Annotated in this window: 17 protein-coding genes; 13 read left to right on the top strand and 4 right to left on the bottom strand. The window is 71.1% G+C overall.

The features are described 5' to 3' along the window. Positions 1-2: 2 nt before the first annotated feature. Genes purE through AC07O4_RS08275 form a run of 3 tightly spaced genes read left to right on the top strand, consistent with a single transcriptional unit; the run spans position 3 to position 2,736 of the window. Positions 3-548: a 5-(carboxyamino)imidazole ribonucleotide mutase gene (gene purE / locus AC07O4_RS08285; protein WP_369645591.1), complete on the top strand. Its 546-nt coding sequence runs from the start codon at positions 3-5 to the stop codon at positions 546-548. Next, entirely contained in the window at positions 545-1,738 is a 1,194-nt protein-coding gene (locus tag AC07O4_RS08280) for a 5-(carboxyamino)imidazole ribonucleotide synthase (protein ID WP_062481925.1), read from the top strand. The genes purE and AC07O4_RS08280 overlap by 4 nt, the downstream gene beginning before the upstream one ends. Then, positions 1,735-2,736, top strand: coding sequence for an L-threonylcarbamoyladenylate synthase (locus tag AC07O4_RS08275; RefSeq protein ID WP_495304270.1), 1,002 nt, complete (start codon positions 1,735-1,737; stop codon positions 2,734-2,736). Before AC07O4_RS08280 ends, AC07O4_RS08275 begins: the two co-directional genes overlap by 4 nt. Positions 2,737-2,760: 24 nt before the next feature. Here the strand turns inward: AC07O4_RS08275 and AC07O4_RS08270 are convergent, their stop codons facing one another. The 3 genes from AC07O4_RS08270 to AC07O4_RS08260 form a co-directional block, all read right to left on the bottom strand. Then, a complete protein-coding gene (locus tag AC07O4_RS08270; protein ID WP_495304465.1) occupies positions 2,761-4,362 on the bottom strand; it encodes an alpha/beta hydrolase family protein in 1,602 nt (533 codons plus the stop codon). A 133-nt stretch (positions 4,363-4,495) separates the two neighbouring features. Then, positions 4,496-5,920 carry a D-alanyl-D-alanine carboxypeptidase/D-alanyl-D-alanine endopeptidase gene (gene dacB, locus AC07O4_RS08265; RefSeq protein WP_070063212.1) on the bottom strand — a complete coding sequence of 475 codons (1,425 nt, stop codon included), beginning with the start codon at positions 5,918-5,920 and terminating at the stop codon, positions 4,496-4,498. A 7-nt stretch (positions 5,921-5,927) separates the two neighbouring features. After that, the gene (locus AC07O4_RS08260) at positions 5,928-6,515 is read right to left on the bottom strand and encodes a GDP-mannose pyrophosphatase (protein WP_495304269.1); all 588 of its coding nucleotides are present in this window, start codon (positions 6,513-6,515) and stop codon (positions 5,928-5,930) included. Between the two features lie 78 nt (positions 6,516-6,593). Between AC07O4_RS08260 and AC07O4_RS08255 the strand changes: the two genes are divergently transcribed. The 6 genes from AC07O4_RS08255 to pyrF are packed head-to-tail and all read left to right on the top strand — an operon-like array spanning position 6,594 to position 11,358. After that, a complete protein-coding gene (locus AC07O4_RS08255; protein WP_390347890.1) occupies positions 6,594-7,361 on the top strand; it encodes a DeoR/GlpR family DNA-binding transcription regulator in 768 nt (255 codons plus the stop codon). A 47-nt stretch (positions 7,362-7,408) separates the two neighbouring features. After that, positions 7,409-8,428, top strand: a complete 1,020-nt coding sequence (locus tag AC07O4_RS08250) for a DMT family transporter (RefSeq protein ID WP_495304268.1) — start codon at positions 7,409-7,411, stop codon at positions 8,426-8,428. Continuing rightward, complete coding sequence (gene tsaB, locus AC07O4_RS08245; protein WP_495304267.1) at positions 8,421-9,131, top strand: tRNA (adenosine(37)-N6)-threonylcarbamoyltransferase complex dimerization subunit type 1 TsaB; 711 nt, start codon at positions 8,421-8,423, stop codon at positions 9,129-9,131. The genes AC07O4_RS08250 and tsaB overlap by 8 nt, the downstream gene beginning before the upstream one ends. Then, on the top strand, positions 9,128-9,670 hold the full coding sequence (rimI, locus tag AC07O4_RS08240; protein ID WP_062483095.1) for a ribosomal protein S18-alanine N-acetyltransferase: 543 nt from the start codon (positions 9,128-9,130) through the stop codon (positions 9,668-9,670). Before tsaB ends, rimI begins: the two co-directional genes overlap by 4 nt. After that, complete coding sequence (locus AC07O4_RS08235; RefSeq protein WP_495304266.1) at positions 9,667-10,500, top strand: uracil-DNA glycosylase family protein; 834 nt, start codon at positions 9,667-9,669, stop codon at positions 10,498-10,500. The genes rimI and AC07O4_RS08235 overlap by 4 nt, the downstream gene beginning before the upstream one ends. Positions 10,501-10,533: 33 nt before the next feature. Then, positions 10,534-11,358: an orotidine-5'-phosphate decarboxylase gene (gene pyrF / locus AC07O4_RS08230; RefSeq protein ID WP_062477481.1), complete on the top strand. Its 825-nt coding sequence runs from the start codon at positions 10,534-10,536 to the stop codon at positions 11,356-11,358. 7 nt (positions 11,359-11,365) lie between these two features. Here the strand turns inward: pyrF and AC07O4_RS08225 are convergent, their stop codons facing one another. Further along, positions 11,366-12,100 (bottom strand): helix-turn-helix domain-containing protein, encoded by a 735-nt coding sequence (locus AC07O4_RS08225; RefSeq protein WP_070063207.1) that lies wholly within the window; start codon positions 12,098-12,100, stop codon positions 11,366-11,368. Positions 12,101-12,238: 138 nt separating this feature from the next. On the opposite strand from AC07O4_RS08225, the gene AC07O4_RS08220 reads away from it, so the two are divergent. From AC07O4_RS08220 to AC07O4_RS08205, 4 genes are all read left to right on the top strand, one after another. Beyond that, the gene (locus AC07O4_RS08220) at positions 12,239-13,096 is read left to right on the top strand and encodes a hypothetical protein (protein ID WP_062477475.1); all 858 of its coding nucleotides are present in this window, start codon (positions 12,239-12,241) and stop codon (positions 13,094-13,096) included. A gap of 63 nt (positions 13,097-13,159) precedes the next feature. Beyond that, the gene (locus AC07O4_RS08215; RefSeq protein WP_495304265.1) at positions 13,160-15,115 is read left to right on the top strand and encodes an MFS transporter; all 1,956 of its coding nucleotides are present in this window, start codon (positions 13,160-13,162) and stop codon (positions 15,113-15,115) included. 210 nt (positions 15,116-15,325) lie between these two features. Continuing rightward, positions 15,326-15,772 carry a hypothetical protein gene (locus AC07O4_RS08210; RefSeq protein WP_062477469.1) on the top strand — a complete coding sequence of 149 codons (447 nt, stop codon included), beginning with the start codon at positions 15,326-15,328 and terminating at the stop codon, positions 15,770-15,772. After that, the gene (locus AC07O4_RS08205; RefSeq protein ID WP_495304263.1) at positions 15,769-16,569 is read left to right on the top strand and encodes a DUF2145 domain-containing protein; all 801 of its coding nucleotides are present in this window, start codon (positions 15,769-15,771) and stop codon (positions 16,567-16,569) included. The genes AC07O4_RS08210 and AC07O4_RS08205 overlap by 4 nt, the downstream gene beginning before the upstream one ends. The last annotated feature ends 37 nt before the right edge of the window (positions 16,570-16,606 follow it).

Raw genomic sequence — 16,606 nt, 5'->3', positions numbered from 1 at the left:
CCATGAACGAAACCATTCAGGTCGGTGTAGTGATGGGCTCGAACTCCGATTGGGAGACGATGCGCCACGCGGTCGAGATTCTCCAGCAATTCGGAATCAGCCACGAAGCGAAGGTGGTCTCGGCCCACCGGATGCCCGATGCGCTGTTCGCGTACGCCGATAGCGCCGCCGGGCGCGGGCTCACGGCGATCATCGCCGGGGCGGGCGGCGCGGCCCACCTGCCGGGCATGCTGGCCTCCAAAACCACGGTGCCGGTGCTCGGCGTGCCGGTGGCCAGCCGCCACCTGCAGGGCGTCGATTCCCTCTACAGCATCGTGCAGATGCCCAAGGGCGTGCCCGTGGCCACCTTTGCCATCGGCACCGCCGGCGCGGCCAACGCGGCGCTGTTCGCCGTGGCCATGCTGGCGGTGAACAACCCGGCGCTGCGCGCCAAGCTCGACGCCTTCCGCACGGCCCAGACCGCCGCCGCGGAGGCCATGGTGCTGCCACCGCCCGAAGCGGGCGCGGCGGTGTCGCCCTTCTCGCCGCAAGGCGGGGGTGCGCTGTGAGCACCGGCCATTCGGGCGACCTGCCCATCCTCCCGGGCGCCACGCTCGGCGTGCTCGGCGGCGGCCAGCTCGGGCGCATGTTCGCGCACGCGGCCCAGCGCATGGGCTACTTCACCGCGGTGCTCGACCCCGATGCCGACAGCCCCGCCGGCCGCGTGAGCCACCACCACATCCACACCGACTACGCCGACGTCGACGGCCTGGCCCGCCTGGCCGGCCTGGCCGACGCGGTGACCACCGAGTTCGAGAACGTGCCCGCGCCCTCGCTGGAGCACCTGGCGGTGGCGCGGCCGGTGTCGCCCGCCGCCTCGGCCATCGCCATCGCGCAGGACCGCATCGCCGAGAAGGCGCACTTCACGCGCTGCGGCGTGCCCTGCGCGCCCTATGCCGTCATCGAGACCGCGGAGCAACTGGCCGCGGTTGATGACCAGCTGCTGCCCGGCATCCTCAAGACCGCCCGCCTGGGCTACGACGGCAAGGGCCAGCAGCGCGTGAAGACGCGCGCCGAGCTGGTCGAGGCCTGGCAGGCCGCCGGCTGCGTGCCCTGCGTGCTCGAGAAGATGCTGCCGCTCGAATTCGAGTGCTCGGTGATCCTGGCGCGCGGCCGCGACGGCCAGATCGTGCACTTCCCGCCGCAGCGCAACCTGCACCGCGACGGCATCCTCGCCGTGACCGAGGTGCACCCGCAGAACATGCCCAAAACCGTGGCGCAGGGCGCGGTCAATTCCGCCAAGAGCATCGCCAGCGGCCTCGATTACGTGGGCGTGCTGTGCGTCGAATTCTTCGCGCTGGCCGACGGCTCGCTGGTGGTCAACGAAATGGCGCCGCGCCCGCACAACAGCGGCCACTACACCATGGAAGCCTGCGACGTGTCGCAGTTCGAGCTGCAGGTGCGCACCCTCGCCGGCCTGCCGCTGACCGCGCCGCGCCAGCACAGCCCCGCCGTCATGCTCAACCTGCTGGGCGACCTGTGGTTCCCGGGCGGCGAGGGCGACGGCGCCAAGCCGGTCGCGCCGCGCTGGAGCGAGGTGCTCGCCCTGCCCGGCACCCACCTGCACCTGTACGGCAAGCTGGCGCCGCGCCGCGGCCGCAAGATGGGCCACCTGACCCTCACCGGCGCCACGCTCGAGAGCGTGCGCGCCAATGCCTCGCAGGCCGCGCTGCTGCTGGGCCTGCCGGCGCTCGCATGATTCTCGACGGCCACGCTCCCGACGCCATCGCCGAGGCCGCGCGCGTGCTGCGCGCGGGCGGACTGGTCGCCTTCCCGACCGAGACCGTCTACGGCCTGGGCGCCGACGCCAGCAGCGACACCGCCGTCGCCGGCATCTTCGTGGCCAAGGGCCGGCCGGCCGACCATCCGCTGATCGTCCACGTGGCGGCGGGCGCCAAGGGCGCGCAGGCGCTGTCGCGCTTCGCCCAGCCGCTGCCGCCTTTCGCGCAGAAACTCGTGCAGGCCTTCTGGCCCGGCCCACTCACGCTGATCGTCACGCGCCAGCCCGGCGTGGGCACGGCGGCGGCCGGCGGGCAGGACACCATCGGCCTGCGCTGCCCCGCGCACCCGGTGGCGCAGGCGCTGCTCGAAGCCTGCGCCGAGCAGGGCGTGCCCGGCCTGGCGGGGCCCAGCGCCAACCGCTTCGGCCGCGTCAGTCCGACCACGGCGCAGCACGTGCACGACGAGTTCGGCGACGCGCTGCTCGTCGTCGACGGCGGCGCCTGCGAAGTGGGCATCGAATCGACCATCGTCGACTGCAGCCGCGGCGCGCCCGTGCTGCTGCGCCCGGGCCTCATCACGCGCGACCAGATCGAGGCCGCCGTCGGCGAGCCGCTGCGCGACCGCGAGGTGCTCGACACGCCCGACCCGCGCGCCTCGGGCACGCTGGAGGCGCACTACGCGCCCGACGCCAAGGTGCGGCTGATGGACCCCAAGGCCATCCAGACCGGCCTCGATGTGCTCGGCGCCAACGCCGCGCACATTGCCGTGTGGACGCGCAGCGCGGTGCGCAGCCGCTCGCAGCGCGTGCTGCTGCGGCGCATGCCCGACGACGCGGCGGCCACCGCGCAGCAGCTGTTCGCGGTGCTGCGCGAGTTCGACGCGCAGGGCGTGAAGCTGATCTGGGTCGAGACGCCGCCCGACACGCCCGAGTGGGAAGGCGTGAAAGACCGCTTGCAGCGCGCTGCAGCGGCCTGATCAACGCCTTTTAGGCCGCGGGGCTCAGCCCCCGGCCGCCAGCACTCCCTGGAAGAACCCGCGCGCTGCCGCCAGGCAGAACGGTGGCGCCAGCGTGCCGTGGTAGGCCGCGGTCACGGCGCGCGCCTTGTCGGTGGCGCTGCCCGGCGTGCTCTGTGCCAGCAGGTCCTTGGCCTGCGCGAAGCCGGCGCGTGCGGCCGAATAGCTGTCGGTGGTGCCGCGGTCTTCCAGGTCGACCACCGCGAGCGCGGCGGCCGGCATGCCCTTGGCGCGGAAGTAGCCGGCCGTGGCGCGCGTGCTCAGGAAGTTCACGGTCGGGTCGTTCGCGCCGCTGCACAGCAGCATCGGCTTGGTCGGCACCCAGTTGCGCAGGTCGTTGGCGATGGCCGCCTTGCGGAAGCCCGTGGCGGGCTTGCAGTCCAGCGGCGTGGCCGAACTCAGCGACGCGGCCGTGGCCGGCAGCGCGTTGCCGGGGCAGGGGGCCGACTGGATGTCGGTGGCCGCCTGCGTGAGGAAGCTTTGCTTGATGAGGTTGTTGGCGCCGTAGAAGATCGCCAGCTCGGGGCTCACCGGGCCCGGCTTGCCGTCGGCCGGGAACAGCGCCAGCTGCGGCAGCTTGCCGCTGGAGAACAGCGTGCCCGGCGTGAGGGTGGGCAGCAGGGTGTCGATGCCGGTGGCGTACTGCGCTTCGTAGACGTCGCTGGTGCTGTTGTAGACGTTGCCGAACTGCTGCTGCCAGCTGGTCGACAGCAGCGGCACGAACAACGTGGCGCCCAGCGCCGGCCAGCCCAGGTAGGTGTAGTCGGTCAAGAGGCTGATGGCCGAGGGCGCGGCCAGCGGGGCCGAGGCCGTCACGGTCTTGCCGGTGGCCTGCATCTCGCGGTGCGCGGCCATCGCCACGTAGCCGCCCTGCGAATAGCCGGTGATGAACAGCGAGCCGGCGTCGTTCGCGCCGATGTCCGAGAAGGTCTTGCGCGCCGCGGTGAGCGCATCGACCATGTCCTTGCCCTGCTGCTCGCCGTTGAGGTAGGGGTGGTAGGGCAGCGTCGACTTGTCGTAGCCCGCGTAGTTGGGCGCCACCACGATGTAGCCCTGCGCCGCGAACATGGCCGCGACCATCAGGCCCTCGCCGGCGGCCGGCTGGGTGGTGTCGGTCCACTTGGCGAGGTTGTAGTTGCGCGCCGGCGTGGTGCCGTGCGCGTACAGCACCACGGGGCGCGCCCCGCTGCAGGCGACGTCGGAACCCGAGGGCACCATGATCGCGGCGGTGGCGTTGGTGGCTTCGTTCTTGCCGCCGACGGTGCGGTATTCGAGGTAGCGCATGTCGACGCCGCACTTGGGCGCGCCGGTGACCTGCAGCAGCGCCTTGCCCTGGTCGGAGGCCTGCAGGCTGGCTCGGAACTGGTCGGCCGTGAGCTTGGTGCCCTGCTCGGGCGGGCTGGTGACGACCGAGCCGCGCCCGGTGTCGCTGCCGCCGCCCGGCGGCGGAAAGCCGATGCCGATGCCGCCCCCACCGCTGCCCCCGCCGCAGGCGGCGAGCAGCAACGTGGCGCCGGCGAGCGTCGCCGCGGCGGTGACCCGGCGGGCCGGGAAGGACGAGGGCTGTGAATGCCGTGGGTGCTGCAAGGTCAAGGCGCGTCTCCTGGAGTTGTATCGAAAACGAACGAGCGTCCGATTCTGGGCAGCGCCATGGCCGCGCGCAAGCAGCGTTTGCGAGCAGAACCTATTCAGTAGCGGGGCGGCTCAGGCCCCGTCCGAATCACTGGTCCTGCGCGGTCCAGTCGATCAGCGCGTCGAAGGCGGCGCGCGCGGCGCCGGCGTTCTCGCCGTTGGCGATGGCCACCAGCACGTAGCGCCGGCCGCTCGCGCCGTGCACGTAGCCGGCCACGCCCGAGGCGTCGCGCAGCGTGCCGGTCTTCAGGTGCGCCGCGCCGCCCGAGCGCAGCGTGCGCCGCTTCAGCGTGCCGTCCACGCCCATCGCGGGCAGCGAGGCCACCAGCTCGGGCATCACGGGCGAGCGCCACGCCACCTGCAGCATCTTGCCGAGCGCGGCGGCGCTGATGCGCTCGTCGCGCGACAGGCCCGAGCCGTTCTCGAACACCGGCGACGCCTCGCCGGTGCCGATGCGCTCGCGCCACCACTGGCCCAGCGCGCTGCGCGAAGCCTCGAAGGTGCCGCGCTGCTTCTGCGTGAGGCCCAGCGTGAGGAACACCTGCTGCGCCATCACGTTGTTGCTGTACTTGTTAATGTCGCGCACCACCTCGGCCAGCGGCGGCGATTCGAAGTCGAAGGCCGGCTTCAGGCCCGCGGGCACGCGGCCCTCGCGCATCTGGCCGCCCACGCGCCCGCCCATCTCGGCCCACATGCCGCCGATGGCGCGCAGGCTGTAGGTGCGCGGGTCGGCGTAGGCCACGGCCCAGCTCTTCTCGCCGCAGCCCGTGGGAAAGCCGCCGTTGAAGCGGATGCGGTTCACGTCGCTGAAGTCGGGCTTGAGCGCACCGCGCCAGTCGCCGCATTCGCCGGGCGCCAGCGGCACCGTCGGCGGCATCGCCACGCTGGCCAGCGGGGGCTCGTAGCTCACGCGCGCGTACTGGCCCGCGCGGTCGGGCGCGAAGGTCATGTTCACCGACTTGAAGTTCACCAGCAGCGCATCGGGCGAGGCGTTGTAGGGGCGCAGCGGCTCGCCGTCGAAGGCGGCCGGGTCGTTCTCGACCGTGGTCTCGAAGGCGCTGCGGTCGATCACGATGTCGCCGCTCACGGTGGTGATGCCCAGGCCCTGCACGTGGCGCAGCAGCAGCCACACGCGCTCCAGCACCAGCTTGGGATCGCCCTGGCCCTTGATGTAGAGGTTGCCGTTGAGCACGCCGTTGGCCACCGTGCCCTCGACGTAGACCGGCGTGTTCCAGCTGTAGGCCGGGCCGAGCAGGTCGAGCGCCGCGTAGGTGGTCACCAGCTTCATGATCGAGGCCGGGTTCACCGGCACCTGCGAACGCCATGCCAGGCGCGGCGCGCGGCCCGCGTCGGCATCGGCCACGAGCAGGGTCACGGCCTCGCGCGACACCTTGGCGCGCGCGAGGGCGGCATCGACCTGGGGCGGAAGGGCTTGCTGGGCGAAGGCGCCGGCCGGGGCCAGCAGGGCGAGGGTCAGCGCGAAGGTCTGCGCACGGCGGGAGGCAAAAGGCATCCGCCGATTATCCCGGCGGGAAAACGTGCAACTTCGCGTGGTACAGCAGCATGATCGTCTTGGCGTCAGCGATGCGGCCGTCGGCCACCATGGCCAGCGCCTCGTCGATGCGCAGTTCGAGCACCTCGATGTCCTCGCCCTCCTCCGCCAGCCCGCCGCCCGCGCCGACGCGCATCGAGGCCTCGTAGGGCGCGACGAAGAAGTGCAGCTTCTCGGTCACCGAGCCCGGGCTCATGAAGCTCTCGAACACCTTCTGCACGGTGCCGAGCCGGTAGCCCAGTTCTTCTTCCACCTCGGCGCGGATGCGCGCCTCGGGCGCGGCGTTGTCCAGCAGGCCCGCGGCCGCCTCGATCAGCAGGTCGTCGTGGCCGTTGACGAAGGCCGGGTAGCGGAACTGCCGCGTGAGCAGCACCGTGCGCTGGCCCAGGTGATACGGCAGCAGCGTGGCGCCGTTGCCGCGGTCGTAGGTCTCGCGGTGCATGCGCTGCCACTCGCCGTCATTGCGCCGCCAGTCGAAGGCGGTGGTGCGCAGCGTGTACCAGTTGTCGGACAGGAGGGTGACTTCGTGCACCCGGACGCGGTCATGGAGGGTCATGGCGGCGAGCATAGAACCGAGTTCGTGCAATATCAAGAAGATTCGTGCAATAACGTGCAAACACGTTACCATCGGCCCATGCTCACCCGACCGCGCAAGCAACACATCCTCTCAGTCCTGCGGCGCGACGGCCAGGTCGTCGCCAAGGCGCTCAGCGAGGAACTGGCCCTGTCCGAAGACACCATCCGCCGCGACCTGCGCGAGCTCGCGGCCGAAGGGCTGCTGCAGCGCGTGCACGGCGGCGCGCTGCCGGTCGCGGCGGCCGAGGCCGACTTCAGCGGGCGCCAGCAGCTCGCGCCCGACGAAAAAGTGGCCATCGGCCGCGCCGCCGCGCGCCTCGTGAAGCCGGGGCAGGTGGTGTTCATCGACGGCGGCACCACGGCCGTGCAGCTGGCGCGCCACCTGCCGCTCGCGCTGCAGGCCACGGTGGTCACGCACAGCCCGTCGGTGGCGGTCGAGCTGGCGGCGCACGCCGGCATCGAGGTGGTGCTGATCGGCGGGCGCCTCTTCAGGCATTCGATGGTGGCGGTCGGCGCGGCGGCCATGGCGGCCATTTCACGCATCCATGCCGACACCTACTTCATGGGCGCCACCGGCGTGCACGCCGAGGCGGGCCTGACCACGGGCGACGCGGAAGAGGCCGAGATCAAGCGCGCCCTGATGGCCGCGGCGGCCGAGACCGTCGTGCTGGCTTCGTCCGAAAAGCTCGGGGCCGCGTCGGCGTGGGTGGTGAACCCGCTGGCGGACGCGACGCAGCTGCTGGTGGCGCCGCAGGCCTCCGAGCAGGTGCTGGCGCCGCTGCGCGCGGCCGGGCTGGCGATCCTGCGCGCCGACGAGGCCGGCTGATTCGCCCCGCCCCTGCGCGGCCGGGGCCTGCCCTCGATAATGGCGGGATGCCCGCCGCGCCCCCGCAGACCTCCCCGCCCCTCCTGTCTCCCCGCATGCTCGGCATCGGCGCGGCCGTGGTCACCGTCGTGGTCTGGACCGCCTTCATCCTCATCGCGCGCGCCTCGGCCGCGCGCTCGCTCACGCCCTTCGACCTGGCCTTTGCGCGCATGTGCGGCGCCAGCCTGGTGCTGGTGCCCTGGGGCGCGTGGCTGGCGACGAAGCACCGCGGCGCGGTGTCCTCGTTCTTCGGGTTGTCGCCGCTGTCGCTGCGCGTGACGGCCACCGCCGGCATCTTCGGCGGCGTGGCCTACGCGCTCATCGCCTACAGCGGCTTCTTCTTTGCGCCGGCCGGCCATGCCGCCGTGCTGATGCCCGGCAGCCTGCCGCTGTGGACCACGCTGCTGGCCGCGCTGGTGCTGCGCGACCGCATCACGCCCACGCGCGCCATCGGCCTGGCGATGATCGTCGCGGGCGACCTCGTGGTTGGCGGGCGCAGCCTGCTGCATGCCTTCGAGGGCGGCGAGGTCTGGAAGGGCGACCTGATGTTCATGGGCGCCGCCTTCTGCTGGGCCTGCTACAGCGTGGTGGCGCGCCGCCACGGCCTGGACGCGGTGCGCGCGACCATCGCCATCACCGTGTTCGCGCTCATGACCTATGTGCCGGTCTACACCTTGCTGGTGGCCTCGGGCGCGGTCGTGAGCCACATCGGCAGCGCGCCGTGGGGCGAGGTCGCATTCCAGATGGCCTTCCAGGGCATCGGCTCGGTGGTGATCTCGGGCATCACCTTCACCAAGATGATCCAGCACTTCGGCCCCGTGCGCACCACCATGATCACGGCGCTGGTACCGGGCCTGTCGGCCTTCGGCGCGGTGCTGTGGCTCGGCGAACCGATGCACTGGAGCCTGGTCGCCGGGCTCGCGCTGGTGACGGCCGGCATCCTGTTCGGCGTGCGCGCGGCGGTCGTGCGCGTGGCGCCGGTCTGCCCGACGCCGTGCCCGGCGGGAATGGGGCGTCCGAATGTCTGACAAGCTGCTGGCCTTCGACACGAGCACCGAGCACCTGTCGGTCGCGGTGCGCCACGGCGACCGCGTGCTGGCGCACAGCGGCGTGGGCGGCGCGCAGGCGTCGAGCACGCTGCTGCCGCTGATCCGCGAGCTGCTCGCCGACGCGGGGCTCGCGCTGGCCGAGCTCGACGCCATCGTCTTCGGGCGCGGCCCGGGCTCCTTCACCGGCCTGCGCACCGCCTGTTCGGTGGCGCAGGGCCTGGCCTTCGGCGCCAAGGTGCCGCTGTTGCCGGTCGACACCCTGCTGGCCGTGGCCGACGAGGCCCGCCATGCCTTCGGCGCACAGCGCGTGGTGGCCGTGCTCGACGCGCGCATGGACCAGCTCTACGCCGCGCACTACGACTTCGCCACCGCCGGCCCGTTCGGCGGCGACCCCGAGCCGCTGCTGCTCGCCCCCGAGGCGCTCGAGGTGCCGGCCGGCTGGGCGCTCGCCGGCAACGCCTTCACCGCCTACGGCCCGCGTCTGGCGAGCGCCACGGCCCGCCACGAAGTGCTGCCCACGGCCGCCGCCATGCTGCGGCTGGCGCCCGCGCTGCTCGCGGCCGGACGCACCGTGCCCGCCGCGCAGGCCTGGCCGCTGTATGTTCGCGATAAAGTGGCGCAAACCACCGAGGAACGCGCCGCCATCAAGGCGGCGGCCGCCGTTCCGCCGAACCCTGCATGAGCGCCGTCCTCCAGTCCGTCGAAGCCCGTCTTGAACCGCTCACCGTCGAGCGGATCGATGCCGTGTGCGCGGTCGAGCAGACGGCCTACACGCACCCCTGGACGCGCGCCAACTTCACCGATTCGATGGCCGTGGGCTACCACTGCCAGTGCCTGCTGGCGCCCGGCGTGGCGCCGGGTGTCGAATCGCCCTGCACCAGCCTGGGCGAAACGCTGATCGGCTACTTCGTCGCCATGAAGGGCGTGGACGAGGTGCACCTGCTCAACATCACCGTGGCGCCGGCCTTCCAGCGCCAGGGCTGGGCGCCGCTCATGCTCGAGGCGCTGGCCGGCTGGTCGCGCGGCGAGGGCGCGCTGTGGCTGTGGCTCGAGGTGCGCGAAAGCAACCGGCGCGCGCTCGACATCTACCTGCGACAAGGCTTTCGCAGCGTCGGCGTGCGCAAGGGCTACTACCCGGCGTTCGACGGCAAGCGCGAAGACGCGGTCGTCATGAGCATGCGCCTCAACGAAACAGGCTCCGCCTGGGGAGCTTTGCGATGACGGACACCGCGGTCCACACCCTGCGCCTGGACGCGCGCCAGCGCGCCATGCTCGACGAGATGGGCGTGAAGGTCTGGTGGCCCGTGCCGCCGGAACCCGAGATCGAAGTCGAAGCCGAGCCAGAAGCTCCCGTGGCCGCTGATTCCGGCATGCCCGACATGCCCGAAGGTCCGCCGCTGGAGCTCGACGATCGCGACCAGTCGTACGATGCGCCGCCTCCGCCACGCCCGGCCCCGGCGCCTGTCGCCCGCCCCGTGGCCGCGCCGGCGCCGCGTCCCGTGGCAGCGCCGCCCGTCGCGCAAGGCGCCGCCGTGCTGGTCGAAGCACCCTGCCGCCTGTACGCCGACAAGGCCGATGCCGCGGCGCCGGTGCAGGGCGGCTGGCTGGTCGTGGCCGACATGCCCCCCGAGGCCGACGGCCGCCACGGCGAGCCCTTCGCGGGCGACGCCGGCCGCCTGCTCGACAACATGCTGCGCGCGCTGAAGCTGCACGACGGCCGCACGCCCGTGCACCTGATGCGCACGCACCGCGGCGTGGCCGCTGGCCAGCCCGGCGCCCCGCAGCCGATCGACGCCGCCTTCGACGCCCACGCGGCGGCGCTGGCGCCCTGCGTCGTGCTGGCGATGGGCCCACTGGCCGCGCAGAGCCTGATGCAAAGCCGCGATCCGCTGGGCAAGCTGCGCGGTCGTGCCGTGCCGCTAGCGTCGGCCAACGGCGTGCCGGTGGTGGCCACCTACCACCCCGCCTACCTGCTGCGCAACCCGGCCGACAAGGCCCGCGCCTGGGCCGACCTGTGCCTGGCGGCAGAGCAGGCCACCCCTACGGCCTGAGAGCGGCGGGCGGGGTCCGTAAAATCGGGCCCCATGACTTTCCTCGACAAGCTGGCCGCTGCACAGCAAACCAACGGTTCGTTGCTCTGCGTGGGCCTCGACCCGGAGCCCGCCAAATTCCCGGGGGCGTACAAGGGCGACGCCAGCCGCATCTATGACTTCTGCGCGCGCATCGTCGACGCGACGGCCGACCTGGTCATCGCCTTCAAGCCCCAGATCGCCTACTTCGCGGCCCACCGCGCCGAAGACCAGCTCGAACGCCTGATGGAGCACATGCGCCGCAACGCGCCCCATGTGCCCACCATCCTGGACGCCAAGCGCGGCGACATCGGCTCCACCGCCGAGCAGTACGCGCTCGAAGCCTTCGAGCGCTACGGCGCCGACGCCGTGACCCTGTCGCCCTTCATGGGCTTCGACTCGGTCGCGCCGTATCTCCAGTACGAAGGCAAGGGCGCCTTCCTGCTGTGCCGCACCAGCAACCCCGGCGGTTCCGACCTGCAGGGCCAGCGGCTGGCCAGCGTCGAGGGCCAGCCCTTCCTGTACGAGCACGTCGCCCGCCTGGCGCAGGGCCCGTGGAACCTCAACGGCCAGCTCGGCCTCGTGGTGGGCGCGACCTACCCGGCCGAGATCGAGCGCGTGCGCGAACTCGCGCCGACGGTGCCGCTGCTAATCCCGGGCGTCGGTGCCCAGGGCGGCGACGCGGTCGCCACCGTGCGCGCCGGCTGGCGCGCCGACGCGCCGATCATCGTGAACTCGTCGCGGGCCATCATCTACGCCTCGTCGGGCGAAGACTTCGCCGATGCGGCGAAGAACGCCGCGCGCACCACGCGCGACGCATTGGAAGCAGCGAAGCCCTGACGGGCCTTCAGTTTCTGCGCAGGCGGGTGAAGAGCTCGAATTCCCAGTTGCGCATGCCAAGGAGCAGGGTGTAGCCCTCGCGGTCCTTGGCCGACAGCTTCTGGTCGGTCTGGTGCTGCTGCGCGAAGTCTTGTGCCACGCGCTGCAGCCGCTCCATGAAGGCGGGCGCCAGCGACCGGCTGATCGAGCCGTGCACCAGCAGCAGCCCTTCGGCCGGGCCGTCGAAACCGCCCTTGTAGTAGTCGAGCACCACGTTCTCGCGGAAGAACTCCATCACCGGGCCGTGCGGGCGCCAGCGGAAGGTCTTGGCGAGCTTCAGGCGGTACCGGTTGAGCGGGCGCAGCTCGATGATGCCGATGCGGTCCAGTTGCGCCAGGCAGCCGATGCACTCGGCCTCGGTGATCCGGTACGACGCCACGATCTGCTCCAGCGTCCACTGGCTCAGCACGCTGATCGCCACCAGCAGCAGCTTCTTGTCCTTGACCACGGCCTTTTCCTGCTCGTGGGTCAGCTCCTTCAGCAGCGGCTGGGCGTCGGCCACGCGCCGCGCCAGCTCCGCGAAATCGATCTTCAGGGCGCGGCAGATCGCATCGACGCGCGACAGCGGCATGTCGCTCTTGGCCAGCATGCGCTTGACGCTGGACTCCGCCATGTCCAGCGACCGGGCCAGGTCGGCATACGTCATGCGGGCGCTTTTGAGTTCGTTCTTGAGGGCCTGGACCAGATCGACGGTGGTGCTCATGAAGGGAGGGTACGGGTTGAAGGTATAGAAAAAGGATACCGAAGGGAGTGAAATAGTGCCTCGTATCGATTCTCGATGCCTGGGGAAGGGCTGGCAACTAGATTCCACCCGCCAGCCACCACCCCACCGAGGAACGCCATGCTTCTGCCCACCCTGACACGCCGCGAACGCGGACTGTTGTTCACCTTCGCGCTGCTCTTGCTGATCGCCTTCTTCGGCCCGGCGCTGCCGGCCGCCGACGTGGCGATCGCCTCCGTGTTCGCCGACAACCGGCCGCTGTTCCACCTGCCCAACGCGATGGACGTGCTGAGCAACCTGCCGTTCCTGGCGATCGGCTGCCTGGGGCTGTACCGGCTCAACCGCATCGACCGCTCTCACCAGGAGGCGCTGGCCGGGTTCCCGCTGGCGCCGCCCGCCAACGACCCGCCGGACAACACGCTGGACTGCGCCTGGCTGTTCTTCGCCGGCCTGATCGCCACCGCCGCCGGTTCGGCCTTCTATCACCTGCTGCCCGACGCGCCCCGCCTCGCCGCCGACCGCGCCGGCATGGCCGTGGCCTTCGCGGGCCTGATCGGCATCGCCGTCTGCGAACGCGTCAGCCAGCGCGCTGGCTGGCCGGCCGCCTGGTTCGTGCTCACGGCCGGCCTGCTGGCGGCCGAGGTCTGCCAGGAAACCGGCAATGTGCTGCCCTGGGCGCTGGTGCAGTTCGGCGGCATGGCGGTGGTGCTCACGCTGGCGCTGGCCACGCCGATGCGCGGCGCCGTCGGGCTCAAGCTGGGCTGGGTGATCGCGTTCTATGTGGTGGCCAAGGCCTTCGAACTGGGCGACCACGCCATCTACGAAGCCACCGGCCACCTCGTGTCGGGCCACACGCTCAAGCACCTGGTGGCGTCGCTGGCCGGCCTGCCTGTGCTGATGGCGCTGTACCGCCTCGAAAAGGGCTGGCGCGCCACCCTGCTGCGGCACAATCCCGACCCAGCCGCCATCGCGGCATGACGCGGCTTGGCCACTGGAACGCCCGTGGCGCAGCGGTAGAAGACAAAGAGGAGATTGCATCGCATGACAACCCCCGCCGCCGCCGCGACTGCGCCCGTGGTGCATGAGCCCAACGTCCACGCGAACCAGTTCGCCCTGCTCGGCCAGCGGCGCTTCGCGCCCTTCTTCTGGACCCAGTTCGCGGGGGCCGCGAACGACAACCTCTTCAAGTTCGCCTTCACCGTCATGGTGACCTACCAGCTGCAACTGAGCTGGATGCCGCCGGCCATGGCGGGGCTGGTGATCGGTGCGCTGTTCATCCTGCCTTTCCTGCTGTTCTCGGCCACGGCCGGGCAGCTGACCGACAAGTTCGACAAGACGAAGATGATCCGCTTCGTCAAGAACCTCGAGATCGCGATCATGCTGATCGCTGCCTGGGGTTTCGTGCGCGCCGACGCGGTGGTGCTGCTGGGCTGCGTGTTCCTCATGGGGCTGCACTCCACGCTGTTCGGGCCCGTCAAGTTCGCCTACCTGCCGCAGGTGCTCGACTCGCGCGAGCTCACGGGCGGCAACGGCATGGTCGAGATGGGCACTTTCGTCGCCATCCTGCTGGGCCAGGTGGCGGGCGGGCTGCTGGTGGCGATGCCGCAGATCGGCCACACCACGGTGGCCGTGGCCTGCCTGCTGCTGGCGCTGGTGGGGCGCGGCGTGGCGCAGGCCATTCCGCCCGCGCCGGCCACCGACCCGAGCCTGGTCATCAACTGGAACCCCTTCAGCGAAACCTGGCGCAACCTGATGCTGGCGCGCGAGAACATCGTGGTGTTCCGCTCGCTGCTGGGCATCTCGTGGATGTGGTTCTTCGGCGCGGTGTTCCTGAGCCAGTTCCCCAGCTTCGCAAAGGAAGTGCTGCACGGCGACGAGCAGGTGGCGTCGCTGCTGCTGGTGGTGTTCTCGGTGGGCATCGGCGTGGGCTCGCTGCTGTGCGAGACGCTGAGCCGCCGACAGGTGGAAATCGGCCTGGTGCCGCTGGGCGCTATCGGCATGAGCGTGTTCGCGATCGACCTGTACTTTGCCTCGCGGGCCTTGCCGCCTTCGGCCGGCATGGGCCTGGGCGCTTTCGTCCACCAGGCCGCGCACTGGCGCGTGATGGCCGACCTCGCGCTGCTGTCGCTCTTCGCGGGCCTGTACAGCGTGCCGATGTACGCGCTGATCCAGCTGCGCAGCCAGCCCACGCACCGCGCACGGATCATCGCGGCGAATAACATCCTCAACGCGCTCTTCATGATCGGCAGCTCGGTGCTGGCGGGCGCGCTGCTGGGCGCGGGCTTCACCATTCCGCAGATCTTCCTGTTCACCGGCATCGCCAACGCGGTGGTGGCGTTCTACATCTTCATGCTGGTGCCCGAGTACCTGCTGCGCTTCGTGGCCTGGGTGCTGTCGCGCTTCGTGTACCGCTTCGACATCAAGGACGATCAGCACATTCCCACCGAGGGCGCCGCCGTGCTGGTGTGCAACCACGTGAGCTTCATCGACGCGGTGCTGCTGATGGCCGCAAGCCCGCGCCCGATCCGCTTCATCATGGACCACCGCATCTTCAAGGTGCCGGTGCTCGGCTGGCTGTTCAAGCTGGCCAAGGCCATCCCGATCGCGCCGCAGAAGGAAGACCCGGCCGCGTACGAGGCGGCCTTTGCCAAGGCCATCGGCGTGCTGCGCGAGGGCGACCTGCTGGGCATCTTCCCCGAAGGCGCGATCACGCGCGACGGCGAGCTGCAGCCCTTCAAGGGCGGCGTGATGAAGATCCTCGAAGGCGCGCGCGCCGAAGGCATCGAGCCGCCCGTGGTCCCGATGGCGCTGACCAACCTCTGGGGCTCGTACTTCAGCCGCATCGAACTGCGCGGCGGCCAGCAGGTCGCCATGGCCAAGCCCTTCCGTCGCGGCGTCTTCAGCCGCGTGGGCCTGCGCGTCGGCCACCCCGTGGCGCCGCAGGAGGTGCAGCCCGAGACGCTGCGCCAGCGCGTGGCCGGCCTGCTGGCCTCCTGAGGCGTGCACCCCAAAGTATCTCTTCGGGATACTGCGGGACGCCAGGATCGCAACTGGTTGAAGTATTCGAGCCCCGCGGCATGAAGGCGAACCATCATTCGCTCACCTTCACTGCGCCGCGAGGCCTTCATGCAACCCCTCTCATCCTCCACCGTTTCGATCACCCAGCGCGGCCTGCCGGCTTCGCGCAAGACAGCCCTGGTGCGCTCGATGGCCGCCCTGGCCTTCGCCGCCTGCGCCGCGTTCGCGGGTGTCGCGACGCCACTGCCCGCACGGGCCCAGAGCGAGGCCTCGGCCGCGCTGTCGCTGCTGCCCGTGGCTTCGGTGGTCGGTGCTGCTTCGGTCGTCGGTGCCTCGGCCACCGCGGTGGTCGCCGTGCCCGCGGCGCTGTCGGTGGGCGGCTCGGTGCTCACCGTGATCGCGGTCGAGGCCTCGGTCGACGGTACCGTCTACCTGCTCGAACGCGCCTCGGACGGCGCCCGCGCCAGCGTCAAGGTGATGGGGCGCGCCACCCGTGGCGTGTCGGCGGCCGCCGGCACGGCCGTGGTCGTGAGCGTGATCGGCACCGGTGTCGTGCTCTCGGCCGCGGGCGAGGTGCTGGCCTTCGTGCCCAACGCGGTCGGCCGCGCACTGCTCCACAACGAAAGACTGTCGTGAAACCCGCCCTGCGCCCCGCGTTGCTGCTGGCGTTCGCCATCGCAGCGGTGCTGCCCTTGCAGGCGAACGCCGGCCGCTCGTGCGAACAGGTCAGGCCGACGCCGGCGCTGATCGTCAAGGGCATGCAGCTGGCCGAGCGCGCGTCACAGCAGCTCGATGCGAGCGGCGCGCGCGTGGTCATCCTGGCGCGCGCCGGACAGGACCTGAGCAAGTACGGTCTGCGCTATTCGCACCTGGGCATCGCGTACAAGACCGACGAGGGCCCGTGGCGCGTGGTGCACAAGCTCAACCACTGCGGCACGGCGGTGGCCGCGGTCTACCGGCAGGGGCTGGGCGAGTTCTTCCTCGACGACCTGTGGCGCTACGAGGCCGCCTGGTCCGTGCCCACGCCCGCGGTGCAGGCGCAGCTGATGGCCGCGCTGCGCGAGCCCGATGCGCGCCTCGTGCGCCTGAACGTGGCGCCCTACAGCATCGTGAGCTACGCCTGGGGCCAGAAGTACCAGCAGTCGAACCAGTGGGCCCTCGAGACCCTGGCCGCCGCGATGGAACCCGCCACCATCGGCACCCGCGCGCAGGCGCAGGCCTGGCTGCAGTTCAAGGGCTACGAGCCCACCACGCTGAACCTCGGCCCGCTGACCCGCCTGGGCGGGCGCGTGGGCTCGGCCAACATCGCGTTCGACGATCATCCGAACGAGAAACGGTTTTCGGACCGCATCGAGACCGTGACCGTCGACTCGGTGTTCGCCTGGCTGCCGCGCGCGGGCCTGGGCGCGGCGCCGGTCACACTCAAGCTCTGAGTGAAGAGAAGCAACGAAGAAAAGAAAGAACGAAGGA

The organism is Variovorax sp. GW821-FHT09D04 (assembly GCF_059416405.1).
Note: the sequence above shows the minus strand (reverse complement) of the source record. Positions and strands in the feature narration are given on the sequence as shown.